Annotated in this window: 12 protein-coding genes; 11 read left to right on the plus strand and 1 reads right to left on the minus strand. The window is 65.9% G+C overall.

Annotation, left to right across the window (positions count from 1 at the left end; all coding sequences use genetic code 11):
- The 11 genes from AC4ELS_RS27040 to AC4ELS_RS27090 all read left to right on the plus strand — a co-directional run bounded on the left by AC4ELS_RS27040 (position 1) and on the right by AC4ELS_RS27090 (position 11,520).
- Positions 1 to 582: an NADPH-dependent FMN reductase gene (locus tag AC4ELS_RS27040; RefSeq protein WP_499050078.1), complete on the plus strand. Its 582-nt coding sequence runs from the start codon at positions 1 to 3 to the stop codon at positions 580 to 582.
- Positions 579 to 1,415, plus strand: a complete 837-nt coding sequence (locus tag AC4ELS_RS27045) for an alpha/beta fold hydrolase (RefSeq protein WP_463794333.1) — start codon at positions 579 to 581, stop codon at positions 1,413 to 1,415. Before AC4ELS_RS27040 ends, AC4ELS_RS27045 begins: the two co-directional genes overlap by 4 nt.
- Positions 1,416 to 1,445: 30 nt before the next feature.
- The gene (locus AC4ELS_RS27050) at positions 1,446 to 2,252 is read left to right on the plus strand and encodes an SDR family NAD(P)-dependent oxidoreductase (protein ID WP_498883377.1); all 807 of its coding nucleotides are present in this window, start codon (positions 1,446 to 1,448) and stop codon (positions 2,250 to 2,252) included.
- 163 nt (positions 2,253 to 2,415) lie between these two features.
- Positions 2,416 to 3,081: a TetR/AcrR family transcriptional regulator gene (locus AC4ELS_RS27055; protein WP_174554292.1), complete on the plus strand. Its 666-nt coding sequence runs from the start codon at positions 2,416 to 2,418 to the stop codon at positions 3,079 to 3,081.
- Positions 3,078 to 3,272, plus strand: coding sequence for a ferredoxin (locus tag AC4ELS_RS27060; RefSeq protein WP_064885420.1), 195 nt, complete (start codon positions 3,078 to 3,080; stop codon positions 3,270 to 3,272). Before AC4ELS_RS27055 ends, AC4ELS_RS27060 begins: the two co-directional genes overlap by 4 nt.
- 21 nt (positions 3,273 to 3,293) lie before the next feature.
- On the plus strand, positions 3,294 to 4,511 hold the full coding sequence (locus AC4ELS_RS27065; protein ID WP_448447930.1) for a cytochrome P450: 1,218 nt from the start codon (positions 3,294 to 3,296) through the stop codon (positions 4,509 to 4,511).
- Between the two features lie 50 nt (positions 4,512 to 4,561).
- Positions 4,562 to 5,725 (plus strand): amidohydrolase family protein, encoded by a 1,164-nt coding sequence (locus tag AC4ELS_RS27070; RefSeq protein ID WP_498883379.1) that lies wholly within the window; start codon positions 4,562 to 4,564, stop codon positions 5,723 to 5,725.
- Positions 5,722 to 6,990 (plus strand): M24 family metallopeptidase, encoded by a 1,269-nt coding sequence (locus AC4ELS_RS27075; protein WP_064885426.1) that lies wholly within the window; start codon positions 5,722 to 5,724, stop codon positions 6,988 to 6,990. The genes AC4ELS_RS27070 and AC4ELS_RS27075 overlap by 4 nt, the downstream gene beginning before the upstream one ends.
- Positions 6,980 to 8,113 (plus strand): M24 family metallopeptidase, encoded by a 1,134-nt coding sequence (locus AC4ELS_RS27080; RefSeq protein WP_064885428.1) that lies wholly within the window; start codon positions 6,980 to 6,982, stop codon positions 8,111 to 8,113. Before AC4ELS_RS27075 ends, AC4ELS_RS27080 begins: the two co-directional genes overlap by 11 nt.
- Entirely contained in the window at positions 8,106 to 9,089 is a 984-nt protein-coding gene (locus tag AC4ELS_RS27085; protein ID WP_064885430.1) for an enoyl-CoA hydratase/isomerase family protein, read from the plus strand. The genes AC4ELS_RS27080 and AC4ELS_RS27085 overlap by 8 nt, the downstream gene beginning before the upstream one ends.
- Positions 9,090 to 9,093: 4 nt before the next feature.
- Positions 9,094 to 11,520, plus strand: coding sequence for a CaiB/BaiF CoA transferase family protein (locus AC4ELS_RS27090; protein WP_499050083.1), 2,427 nt, complete (start codon positions 9,094 to 9,096; stop codon positions 11,518 to 11,520).
- Between the two features lie 7 nt (positions 11,521 to 11,527).
- Here AC4ELS_RS27090 and AC4ELS_RS27095 read toward each other — a convergent pair whose 3' ends face one another.
- Complete coding sequence (locus AC4ELS_RS27095; RefSeq protein WP_499050086.1) at positions 11,528 to 12,808, minus strand: hypothetical protein; 1,281 nt, start codon at positions 12,806 to 12,808, stop codon at positions 11,528 to 11,530.
- Position 12,809: the final 1 nt, after the last annotated feature.

A 12,809-nucleotide genomic window follows, 5' to 3' on the forward strand; every position in this document is an offset into this window, starting at 1 on the left:
ATGACGTCAACTGAAAATGTGCCGTTCGTGGTCGGGTTGGGCGGCACGCTGCGCGCCGACTCGTCGACCGAGCGGGCCGTGCGGTACTGCCTGGCAGCCGTGGAGCGGCAAGGGGGCCGAACGCGGATGTTCGCCGGACCGGATCTTGAGTTGCCGATGTACGCGCCGCATTCGTTGGAGCGCACGCCCGCGGCCCTGGAGTTCGTCTCCGCGCTGCGTGACGCCGACGCGGTGGTGGTGGGCTCGCCGGGCTACCACGGCGCGATCTCCGGTCTGGTCAAGAACGCGTTGGACTACATCGAGGATCTGCGGGAGGACCCGAGGGTGTACCTGGACAACACCCCGTGGGGCTGCATCAGCTGCGCCTACGGCTGGCAGGCGGCGGTGGGCACGCTGGGCCAGTTGCGTTCGATCGGTCACGCACTACGGGCCTGGCCCACCCCGCTGGGGGTGGCGATCAACTCCGCGGACAAGATCTGGTCTGAGACAGGTGAATTGGCCGACGGAACGGTGCGCGGCCAACTCGACATGTTGGCCACCCAGTTGCTGAATTTCGGGCGTTCCGGCGGAGCCCCGCAGTGACGGCACAGCGCACATTCGTACGCAAGACCATCGATGTCGACGGTCTGACGACCGGCTACCTGGAAGCCGGGTCCGGCGACCCTGTCGTCCTACTTCATGGTGGCGAGTTCGGCGTCAGTGCCGAATTGGGTTGGGAGCGTGCGATCGGAGCACTGGCCGAGCACTACCGGGTGCTCGCTCCGGACATGCTCGGCTTCGGTGAGAGCGCCAAGGTCATCGATTTCAACGACGGCCGGGGCATGCGGATTCGGCACGTCGCCCGGTTCTGCGCCGAACTCGGTGTCGCGGAAGCACATTTCGTCGGCAACTCGATGGGTGCGATCAACCTGCTCGTCGATACCACGTCGGAGGCCCCGCGTCTCCCGGTGCGATCGCTCACGGCGATCTGTGGGGGAGGGGAGATCCAGCGCAACGAACATTCGGCGGCGTTGTACGACTACGACGCCACGGTGGACGGGATGCGACGTATCGTCACCGCACTGTTCGCCGACCCGGCGTATCCGTCCGACGAGGCGTATGTGCAGCGCCGGTACGAGTCGAGCATCGCGCCGGGCGCCTGGGAATCCTTGGCCGCGGCCCGGTTTCGGCGGCCCGGCCTGGAAGCGCCGGCGATGCCGTCGTCGCAGCGGGCATACGACCGCATCAGTGTGCCGACCATGATCATCGAGGGGGATCGTGACAAGCTGCTGCCGTCCGGTTGGGCCGCCGAAATCGCCGGCCAGATTGCCGGCGCCCGCAGTGCGGTGATTCCCGGTGCCGGGCACTGCCCGCAGATCGAACAGCCCGCCGCACTCGTCGAGGTGCTGCTGGAATTTCTGAAAGAGGTCGAATGACCACGAGCGAGAAGCGGAGCGGGATCGCGCATGAGTAACGAGTTGGCCGGAAAAGTCGCGGTCGTCACCGGCGGTGCGTCGGGTCTCGGTGAGGGGCTGGTGCGCCGGTTCGCCGCCGAGGGCGCCAAGGTGTTGATAGGCGATGTCGACGAGGATCGTGGCAAGGCGCTCGCCGCCGAACTCGGTGACAACACCGCGTTCCTGTTCACCGACGTGGGTGACGTCGAGCAGGTGGGGCGGCTGGTCTCGACAGCGGTCGACACCTTCGGCGGCCTCGACGTCATGGTCAACAACGCCGGGGTCTCGGGCCGGATGCACCGCCGCTTCCTCGACGACGACCTCGCTGATTTCGACACCGTGATGCGAGTCAACGTCCGGGCTGTCATGGCCGGCACCCGCGATGCTGCTCGGTACATGTCCGAGCATGGCGGCGGATCGATCCTCAACCTGACCTCGATCGGCGGGATCCAGGCGGGCGGTGGCGTGATGACGTATCGCGCGTCAAAGGCCGCGGTCATCCAGTTCACCAAGTCGGCGTCGATCGAGTTGGCCCACTACGAGATCCGAGTCAACGCGATCGCCCCGGGCAACATCCGCACCGCGATCGTGGCCAAGTCGGCCTCGCCGGAGGAGCGCGAGCGCATCGAGGAGTTCGAGGCGGGGATCCGGGCGCAGATGCGCAACGACCGCCCGCTCAAGCGCGAGGGCACGGTCGAGGATGTGGCCGAGGCGGCGCTGTACTTCGCGACCGACCGGTCCCGGTACGTGACGGGAACCGTCCTGCCGATCGATGGGGGCACCGTCGCAGGCAAGGTCATCGTGAGAAAGCCCAAATAGCCCACCAACCAACCCCGCCGAGACTATGTTTTTGCCGCGGTAACCAGGTTTTTCCGTCGAGAACCGTCGTGTCGGCGCGCTCGTTGCCCAGGCGTGGCGCAGCGGTCCCAGGGCTTTAAATCAAGTGCTTGACTTAATTACAGGAGGCGCGTTGACTGTAACGGTGACAGCAGCCAACCGGACCGCTCGCGCCGATCGGGCCAGCAGTACCCAGGAGGCGATCCTCAAGGCGGCTGAGCGCCTCTACGCCGAGCATGGGGTGTTCGCGGTGTCCAACCGTCAGGTGAGTGAGGCGGCCGGGCAGGGCAACAACGCCGCCGTCGGCTACCACTTCGGTACCAAGACCGATCTGGTCCGCGCGATCGAGCACAAGCACCGTGGTCCGATCGAATGCCTGCGCGAGCAGATGGTGGCCGACACCGGCGCTTCGGCCGAGCTACGGGACTGGGTCGCCTGTCTGGTGCAGCCACTCACTGATCACCTTGCCGCGCTGGGCAACCCGACCTGGTATGCCAGGTTCGCCGCTCAGGTGATGACCGATCCGGCCTACCACAACATCGTGGTGCGCGATGCTCTGAGCTCGGAGTCGCTGGTGCAGGTCATCGACGGGATGAAGAACAGCCTGCCCGATCTGCCCGACGAGATCCGGGTCGAACGCAACATCATGGCGCGCAATCTCCTGATGCACAGTGCCGCTGATCGCGAACGCGCGATGGCTCAGGGCGGCACCGTGCCGCGGGCGTCCTGGCAGGGCGCGGCATCGGGGCTGATCGACGCGATCGTCGGTCTCTGGATGGCGCCGGTTACCCAAGAAAGCGACCTCCTATGAAAGTCACTGTCGACCAGGACAAGTGCGTCTCTTCGGGGCAGTGCGTACTCAATGCCAGCGCGGTGTTCGACCAGCGCGACGAAGACGGCGTCGTGGTCCTACTCGAACCCGTCCCCAGCCCGGAACAGATCGACAACGCCCGCCGTGCTGCGGCGGCATGCCCAGCCCTGGCCATCGAAATTCAAGACTGACTTGAGGAATGGAAGCTCCACATGTCTGAGACGCTGACCGAAGTCGACATCCCCGACTACCCGATGGAGCGCGACGTGCGGTGCCCGTTCGCGCCGCCGCCACCCATGCTGGGAAACCCCAAAGGCCTGTTCCGTGTGAAGATCTGGAACGGCGACACCCCGTGGTTGATCACCGGTCATGAAGAGGCCCGGACCCTGTTCGCGGACTCCCGGATCAGTGTGGACGACCGGATCGCAGGTTTCCCACACTGGAACGAGCACATGCTCTCCACCGTCGACAAGCGGCCGCGCTCGGTGTTCACCTCCGATGCAGAGGAGCACACCCGGTTCCGCCGGATGCTGTCCAAGCCGTTCACGTTCCGTCGCGTCGAGGGACTACGCGCGGCCATCCAGAAGATCACCGACGAGTGCATCGACGAGATCCTGGCCGGACCGCAGCCCGCCGACCTGGTTGCCAAGCTGGCCTTGCCGGTGCCCACCGTGGTGATCAGCGAGATGCTCGGTGTCCCTTATGAAGACCACGAGTTCTTCCAGGAGCATGCCAACGCCGGCCTGGCCCGCTACGCGGCAGCCGATGCCATGCAGAAGGGCGCGATGAGCCTGCATCAGTACCTGATCAATCTGGTCGAGGAGAAGCAGGCCAACCCGTCTGAGGATGCGGTCTCGGATCTGGCCGAGCGCGTGACGGCCGGGGAGATCAGCGTCAAGGAGGCCGCGCAGCTGGGCACCGGTCTGCTGATCGCCGGACATGAGACCACCGCCAACATGATCGGCATCGGCATCCTTGCGCTGCTGGAGAACCCTGAGCAGGCCGATTTCCTGCGAAATGCCGAGGACCCCAAGGTCATCGCCAATGCGGTCGAAGAGCTGATGCGTTACCTGTCCATCATCCAGACCGGCCAGCGGCGGGTAGCGCTGGAGGACATCGAGATCAGCGGCGAGACCATCCGCGCCGGTGACGGCGTCATCATCGACCTGTCTCCGGCCAACTGGGACGCGAAGGCCTACCCGGAGCCCGACAAGCTCGACCTCAGCCGCGACGCCGGCCAGCAACTCGGCTTCGGCTACGGCAGGCATCAATGTGTCGGTCAGCAGCTGGCACGCGCCGAGCTGCAGATCGTGTTCCACACCCTGCTGCGCCGGATCCCGACCCTGCGCCTGGCCATCCCGCTCGACGAGGTGCCGTTCAAGCACGACCGCCTCGCCTACGGCGTCTACGAACTACCCGTTACGTGGTAACTGCCGGCACGCCGGCCTTCAGCCCCTACAGCCCGATTGGAGTACCACAGATGACTACTTCGACGACCCTCTATCCACCGGAAGGCTTCGGCGCCCCCAAAAACCGGAAAGGTCATGCCACCGGCGATCTCGGACTGCCACCAGGCACCGAGATCTTCTCGGCCGACAACCACATCTCGGTGGCCGACGATATCTTCTTTGAGCGCTTCCCCGAGGAGCTCAAGGGCGCGGCGCCCCGCATCTGGTATGAGGACGGCGCCTACATGGTCGGCATGAAGGGCAAGGCCTGGACCGGAGGCGATTTCGGCCGCGTGCTGATGCAGTACGACGATCTCGCCGGTGCCGCGTCGAACAACATCGCGGCCCGCATCCGGGAGCTCAAAGAAGACGGCATCGACAAGGAACTGGCATTCCCCAACGCGGTGCTGGCCTTGTTCCACTACCCGGACAAGGCATTGCGCGAGCGGGTGTTCCGGATCTACAACGAGCACATCGCCGCTCTGCAGGAGCAGTCGAACGGGCACTTCTACGGCGTCGGCCTGATCAACTGGTGGGATCCGAAGGGCACGCGCAGCACCCTGGAGGAGCTGAAGTCGCTTGGCCTCAAGACCTTCCTACTGCCGCTGAATCCGGGCAAGGACGACGAAGGCAACATCTACGACTACGGCAGCACCGCGATGGATGCAGTCTGGGACGAGATCGAGGCCTCCGGCATCCCGGTCAGCCACCACATCGGCGAGACACCGCCCAAGACCCCGTGCGAGAACAACAGCGTCGTGGTCGGCATGATGGTCAACGTCGACTCCTTCCGTGAGCAGTTCGCCAAGTACGTCTTCTCCGGCATCCTCGACCGGCATCCCACACTCAAGATCGGTTGGTTCGAGGGCGGCATCGCGTGGGTTCCCACCGCATTGCAGGACGCCGAGCACATGCTGGCCTCCTACCGGCACATGTTCAACCACGAGTTGCAACAGGATGTCCGGTACTACTGGAACGAGCACATGGCCGCCTCGTTCATGGTGGATCCGCTCGGACTGCGGCTGATCGACCAGATCGGTGTCGACAACGTGATGTGGTCCAGCGACTATCCGCACAACGAAAGCACTTTCGGGTACTCGGAGAAGTCGCTGGCCACTGTCGTTGAAGCAGTCGGGCCGGAGAATGCGACCAAGATCGTGTCGACCAACATTCAGAAGTTCCTGGGGCTCCTATGACGAGCTCGACGCTGTCCGGAGTCACCCAGATCGCCCGAACCGGCTTCACCCCGCTCGACATTCCCGACGAGCCCGATCTCGCCCGGATGCGCCGTGAGGTCGGTGCGCGTCTGCACGCCGCGATGGCCGACCAGGGTGTCGATGCACTCGTGCTGCTCGGTAACGGCAACGTCATGTACGCCACCGGCATCGCCTGGCCGCTGGCCGACGCGGGGCTGTCACATGTCGAGCGGCCGATCGCGGTCGTGCTGGCCGATGATGAACACCCGCACCTGTTCCTGCCGTTCCGTGAGGGTGCGGCCATGGAAACCGGGCTGCCCGATGATCACCTGCACGGGCCGGTCTACCTCGAATTCGACGAGGGCGTGGCGGAATTCGCGAAGATCCTGGCTCGCTTGGTGCCTTCCGGCGCGACGATTGCGACCGACGAGTTGACCGGAGCGATGCGGTTGGCCGGCAGCGCACTGTTCCCCAGCGCACCGGTGGATGCCGCCCCGGTGATCGGTGCGGCGAAGCTCGTCAAGACCATCGACCAGATCGCCTGCATCCGCCGGGCGTGTCAGATCACCGAACAGGCCGTTGGGGAGATCTACAAGTCGCTGGCACCCGGCGTACGCCAGATCGACCTTTCTGCCGAATTCGTCCGTCGGACTTTCGAACTGGGCGCCACGACCAACATGTTCGACTCGATATGGCAGGTCATGCCCGCGTCGAAGGCCGAAGGTACCTGGACCACCACCGGTGATCTCGCTCTGCCCTTGCTGACCACCGAGCGCGAGTTGCAGCGAGGCGATGTGCTGTGGACCGATGTGTCCATCGCCTACCACGGCTGGTGCTCCGATCACGGACGTAGCTGGATCGTCGGTCAGGACCCGACGCCGGCCCAACAGAAGCAATTCGACAAGTGGAGTCGCATCGTCGACGCGGTGCTCTCGGTAACCAAGGCCGGCGCCACCTGTGGCGACCTCGGCCGGGCGGCGACGGCAGCCGGCGACGGACAGAAGCCGTGGCTGCCGCACTTCTACCTGGGACACGGCATCGGTACCAGCGCAGCTGAAATGCCGATGATCGGAACGGATCTCGGCCAGGAATGGGACGACAACTTCGTCTTCCCCGAAGGCATGTTGCTGGTGTTCGAGCCGGTGGTCTGGGAGGACGGCACCGGCGGCTACCGCGGCGAGGAGATCGTCGTGGTGACCGAGGGCGGCTGGATGCCGCTGACCGCATATCCGTACGACCCGTATGAGGTGTCCCGTGGGAATTGATATCGAGGCCGACGGCCGGGCACTGCGCGTCAGCCGTCGGGAGCGCGCCATCGCACAGATGGAGGCCTACGGCCTCGATGCGCTGGTACTGGGCAGGCAGGCCAACGTCCGGTACATCTCCGGCGCCCCGCAGTTGTGGGTGGTGGGTACCCGGCCTTTCGGGCCGATCTGCACGTTCGTCCGTGCCACGGGTGAGATCCACCTGAACAGCACGTGGGACGAGGGCATCCCCGAGGAGATTCCACACGAGAATCTTTACGGCTTCGCCTGGAACCCGATGACCTTGGTCGAGGTGCTGCGGAACATCAAGGGCTCCGATTCGGCGTGGCGCATCGGAACGGATGCCCTGACGCCGACCTTCGCCAAGCTGCTGCCGATGGCCTTCCCGAACGCGGAGCTTGTCGACGGTGAGCAGGCGATGCGGGCCGCGCGTCGGGTGAAGACTCCCGAAGAGATCGTGGCGCTGCGGCGGGCGCTGGCAGTCGCCGAGGAAGGGCTGGCGAAAGGCGTCGCCGAGTTGGTTCCGGGAACCACCGAGAAGCGCCTCGCCGGTGCGATATTGGAGGCCGAGGCCGCAGGCGGGGTGAGCACCCCTGCGACCCAGGACGCTGCGTGGGTCACCTCGAAAGACCATCCGTGGCGTCGTGCCGAAGGCGATGGCCGCGTGAGCGGGGGTGACCTGGTGGCGCTGTCGGCGGGTGTGCTCGCGGACGGTTACGTCGCGGAGGTGGCGCGAACGATTTACGTGGGCGAACCGACGGATGCGGTTCGATCGCTGTACCGGCGCCGGGATGACCTGTGGGACAGGCTGGTTGATGCCTGCCGCGCCGGAAAGCCGACGAGCGGGCTACTCGATGCGTACGAACAGGCCGGCGAACCGTTGCCGGCGATGCCGGTGGCGCACGGGCTCGGACTGGGATTCGACCCACCAGTGGTGTCGCCCAGCCTCCGGGCGACCGCCGAGGCCGACATTCTCGAGGAGGGCATGGTCCTGGCCGTCACGGGCTACGTCTGGGAGCAGGGCGTCGGCGCGGTGTTCACCCGCGATGCCATTGTCGTGGGGGCCGACGGCCCTGAGGTGCTGACCCAGGCCCCGACCGACAGCGAGGTGGCACATGTCTGAGCGGCTCCAGCCTTCTGCCGCAGAGCGGCCCACACCGGAGGAGATCATCCTCTACGAAAAGGACCCCAAGACCAAGATCGCCACCATCACGTTCAACCGGCCGGAGTTTCTCAACGCCCCGACGTCGATGGCACGGCTGCGTTACGCCGACGTGCTGCGGGCGGCCAACGCCGACAACGACGTCAAGGTGGTGATCATCCGCGGCGTGGGGGACAACCTGGGCAGCGGGGCGGATCTGCCGGAGTTCATGGAGGGCAACGACAACCCGGCGGCCCGACTGGCGGAGCTGCGGCTCGAAGACGACGGAGTCGGGGAGGTGACCTACCCGCCCAAGGGGACGTTCCGCAACGGAGCGACGATCAGCTCGTGGTATGCCAACTCCCAGGCCGGCAACCGGGCGTTGCAGGACTTCAAGAAGATCAGCATCGTCGAGGCGAAGGGCTATTGCTACGGCTGGCACTTCTACCAGTGCGCTGATGCCGATCTGGTGATCTCCTCTGATGACGCGCTGTTCGGGCATCCGTCCTTCCGGTATCACGGCTGGGGACCACGGATGTGGACGTGGGTCCAGATGATGGGCCTGCGCAAGTTCCAGGAGATGGTCTTCACCGGGCGGCCGTTCACCGCCGCGGAAATGTACGACTGCAACTTCCTGAACAAGGTCGTTGCCCGCGATCAGCTGGAAGCCGAAGTGCAGAAGTACGCGCTCTCCTGTACCCGGAACCGGCCGGTGGACACCGTCTTTCAGCAGAAGATGTTCTTCGAGATCTTCAAGCAGCAGCAGGGCGAATACATGGGCAGCCTGCTGAGCGCGTTCTTCGAGTCGATGGGCAACGGGGTGGCCAACGACAGCGATGACGACCTGGACATGTTCGAGTCGATCGATTCGGGACTGTCGGCCGCGGTCAACGACAACGACAGCAAGTTCCCGCCCGATTTCCGGCTCTCCAAGAAGAACAGGGCGAAACCCGAATAAGCACATGAGTTCACCACTTGACGGCTACACGGTCATCGATCTGTCCAGCGGGATCGCGGGCGCGTACGCCACGAAGATCCTCGCCGACGGCGGCGCAGATGTGATCAAAGTCGAATCGCCCGAGGGCGATCCGTTGCGCCGCTGGTCGGCGTCGGGCGCACATATCGGGCCGGACCGGGATGGTGCGTTGTTCGCCTTCCTGGCGGGCGGGAAACGCAGTGTGGTCGTTGACCATGAGTCCTCCGTCGACAATGAGTTGCTCGACCGGCTGGTGGCAGCGGCAGATGCCGTGATCTGGTCCCCGGAATCTGCTGTGGCCCAGAAGGTCGCGCCGGAGGATCTGTTTCGCCGGCATCCCCATCTGATCGTCACCACGATCACGCCGTTCGGGTTGGATGGTCCCTGGAGCGGCAGGGCTGCCACCGAATTCACCCTGCAGGCGTGGTCCGGCGGCGCGATCGGCATCGGCCGCGGCGTGCAGGACCGAGCGCCGGTGTCCATCGGCGGCCAGGTGGGCGAGTGGTTGGCCGGCGCCTATGCGGCGGCGATGACGCTGGCGTTCCGGGCGCGGGCGATCCGTGACGGCCACGGCGAACTGGTGGACCTGTCGGCGCTGGAGGCACAGATCCTGGGCCTGACGTATTACCCGGTCACCTATTTCGAGATGCTGGGCCGTCCGTGGCGTACCGAGCGCAGGCCCACGGTTCCCGGGGTCGCGGAGGCCGCCGACGGGCTCGTGGCGCTCGGATGTGGCACTGCCCAGCAGTGGTGGGATCTGTGCGCGATGTCGGGCCATGACGAGTGGATCGACGAAAACTCCGAGCTCACCATCACCGAGCAGGCCAACCTTCATGCCGAGGAGCTCTACGACTGGCTGCGCGACCAGAACGTGGACGACGTCCGTGACCTCGCGTCCGCATTCCGGATCCCGAACTCTCCGGTCGGCAACGGTGAGAACGTCACCGCCATGGACCATTTCGTGCAGCGGCAGGCGTTCGTCCGCAACCCTGAGTACGGGTTCACCCAGCCCGCCGCGCCGTACCGGTTGTCCGGGGTGGCGTTGCGTGAAGCGGCGCCGGCTCCCCGCCTCGGTGAGCACACCGAAGAGATCCGGGCGACGGCACTGACCCCGCGCGATGCGCCGACCGGTACTCCCGGCGGCGATCGGTTGCCGTTCAGCGGGTTGCGTGTGCTCGACATGACCACGTTCTGGGCCGGGCCTTCGTGCACCCATCCGTTGGGCATGCTCGGGGCCGAGGTCATCCACCTCGAGTCGACCCCACGCCCGGACGGCACCCGGTTGATCGCCGGTATCCCGGCCTCCGTCGAGCAGTGGTGGGAGCAATCGCCGATCTTCAGTGCGCTCAACACCAACAAGAAGAGCCTGACCCTGGACTTCCAGACCGAACAGGGCCGGGATCTGCTGCGCCGGCTGATCGCCACCTGCGACGTCGTGGTGGAGAACTTCACCCCGAGGGTGATCGAACAGATCGGGCTCGATTTCGACTCGCTCCGAGAGCTGCGCGACGACATCATCATGGTCCGGATGCCCGGCTTCGGCCTCGACGGGCCGTGGCGGGACAACCCGGCCTTCGCCTACATCATCGAGGATGCGTCCGGATTGAGCTGGCTCACCGGCTACCCGGATCGCACTCCGTTCGAACCGTATTCGATCGGCGACCCCAACGCCGGCGTGCATGCGCTGTCGGGACTGATGCTTGCACTCGAGCACCGGCGTCGCACCGGGAAAGGGGTGCTTGTCGAGGCCGCGATGGTCGACGCCGCACTCAACATCGGCGCCGAGCAGGTCATCGAATACTCGGCCTACGGCACGCTGCTTCAGCGCGACGGCAACCGGGGGCCGGCCGCGGCGCCGCAGAACATCTACCAGACCGCCGAGATCGACGAGTTCGGCCGTGCCGACAGTTGGGTGGCGATCGCGGTCGGCACCGATGCCCAGTGGGCCGCGCTCCGTGCGGCGCTCGGGCAACCGGACTGGGCGATGGATCCGGCATTGGACACCGCCGCCGGGCGCCGGGAGCGCCACGATCTGATCGACGAGAAACTCGCGGCCTGGTGCCTACCTCGCAGCGGCGACGAGATCGTCGAAATACTCTGGCCTGCCCAGGTTCCGGTGGCCAAGGTGATGCAGCCGCACCGTCAGTTGGAGCTTCCGCAGGTGCGCTTCCGACGGTTCTTCGAGCATGTCGGGCATCCGGTGAACAACGCCGCACCCCACAGCACCCTGCCCGTCTCGCTCGCCAACGGGCCGCGGGCACTGCACCGGCAGGCCGCACCGCTGCTCGGCGAGCACAATCACGAACTGCTGGCAGAGCTCGGACTGTCCGACGAGGAGATCACCGCACTTGCCGACGACGGCGTGATCGGCACAGAACCCGGGGTGGGCGTACGTCGCAAGGCAACTCGCTGAGCCGGGCTCAGGGCAGGCGCTCGAACTCGTCGAGCAGAGTACCGAAATCCTGGGTGTCCCAGAGGTGCAGGACGTTGCTCAGCATCAGCAGCTGCGACCGCACCGGCTCGTTGTCGGCGATCCGCGGGTCGAAGCGGTTGATCGTAGGACCGGGGAGGGTGGTCTGTAGGTAGGTGGGCGCGTCGAGCAGCCAGGTCACTCCCATCACCGCGGCGTAGAGCATCAGTTGGGCGCGGAGCCGCGCAATGTCCAGTGCGGGCCCTCCGGCGGCGCGGAACTCGGCCGCGAAGTGGGCCAGCAGTCCGTCGAGGTGCCGTTCCCAGATCTCTGTCTCGGCGCTGCACAGCGAACCCCACAGGGCCATCGCGACGTTCATCACGCTGACACAGCCCCAGTCCATCAACCCGCACCTCAACGTCCCGTCCGGCTCGCGCCAGAACCAGGCGTTGTCGACGTTGGCGTTCCAGTGGCAGAGCGCCACCTGGTCCGCGGTGGCGTGAAGCCAGGTCATGACGGCGTCCTCGGCAGCGGCGATCCGGCCGACGTCGGCGAGCATGCGCGTGATGAACTCGGGGCGGCCGACGCTCCGGGGCATCAACGCCGGGTAGCGGTCCGCGAATGCGGTCAGCCGGTGCACCTGCTCGGCGAGTTCGTCGGGGGAGTGGTGCGTTCGGGTGCCGACCGTCACTTTGGCGGCGTCGTAACGGAACTGACCGGTCACGGTGTCAGGGAGGGAGCCGGACTGGTGTGCGCCGGCCAGTCGCGCTACCGAGGCCAGCAGGGCCCGGTAGTGACCGAGGGGATCGGGCATCCGGTAATCGAGACACTTGCCGTAGTGCGGTTCAATCCCAGAGGTGCCCAACGAGATCCGCTCGGTCAACAGCATCCCGGTACACGACGCCCCATGGTAGTCGGCGAACAGGCACACCGGCACGGTGACGGGCAGCTTGGTGTCGGCCGACAACGCCCCGAAAGCCACCTCGAGCTCCATCTGCGACTTACCGCGATCGCGGCGGGGGTTGTCGAAGTCGCGGGAGAACTTCACGAACAGCTCGGTAGGCAGGCCGTCGGCCGGATCCGCGTACCGAACGTCCAATAGGGCTTTGCGTCCGGTGCTGCCTCCGGTGCAATCCTCGAACCGGGTGATCGCGCTGATCCGGTTTTCCTGCGGGAGAGCGCCGAAGGCGTGCAGGGCCGCGGTCAGGAACACCGGTCCGGCGTCACGGAGTGTGTCCGGATCAGCGGGGAATTCAAGGCCGGTTCCGTCGCCGGTCACCCAACGTTGCATC

The sequence above is a fragment of the Mycobacterium shunyiense genome (genome assembly GCF_058270035.1).

What these genes read in the sequence shown, in the direction of transcription:
- AC4ELS_RS27085 (WP_064885430.1), top strand. Translation starts at nt 8,106, where the DNA reads ATGTCTGAGCGGCTCCAGCCTTCTGCCGCAGAGCGGCCCACACCGGAG.
- AC4ELS_RS27095 (WP_499050086.1), bottom strand. Translation starts at nt 12,808, where the DNA reads ATGCAACGTTGGGTGACCGGCGACGGAACCGGCCTTGAATTCCCCGCT.
- AC4ELS_RS27050 (WP_498883377.1), top strand. Translation starts at nt 1,446, where the DNA reads ATGAGTAACGAGTTGGCCGGAAAAGTCGCGGTCGTCACCGGCGGTGCG.
- AC4ELS_RS27060 (WP_064885420.1), top strand. Translation starts at nt 3,078, where the DNA reads ATGAAAGTCACTGTCGACCAGGACAAGTGCGTCTCTTCGGGGCAGTGC.
- AC4ELS_RS27090 (WP_499050083.1), top strand. Translation starts at nt 9,094, where the DNA reads ATGAGTTCACCACTTGACGGCTACACGGTCATCGATCTGTCCAGCGGG.
- AC4ELS_RS27075 (WP_064885426.1), top strand. Translation starts at nt 5,722, where the DNA reads ATGACGAGCTCGACGCTGTCCGGAGTCACCCAGATCGCCCGAACCGGC.
- AC4ELS_RS27070 (WP_498883379.1), top strand. Translation starts at nt 4,562, where the DNA reads ATGACTACTTCGACGACCCTCTATCCACCGGAAGGCTTCGGCGCCCCC.
- AC4ELS_RS27040 (WP_499050078.1), top strand. Translation starts at nt 1, where the DNA reads ATGACGTCAACTGAAAATGTGCCGTTCGTGGTCGGGTTGGGCGGCACG.
- AC4ELS_RS27065 (WP_448447930.1), top strand. Translation starts at nt 3,294, where the DNA reads ATGTCTGAGACGCTGACCGAAGTCGACATCCCCGACTACCCGATGGAG.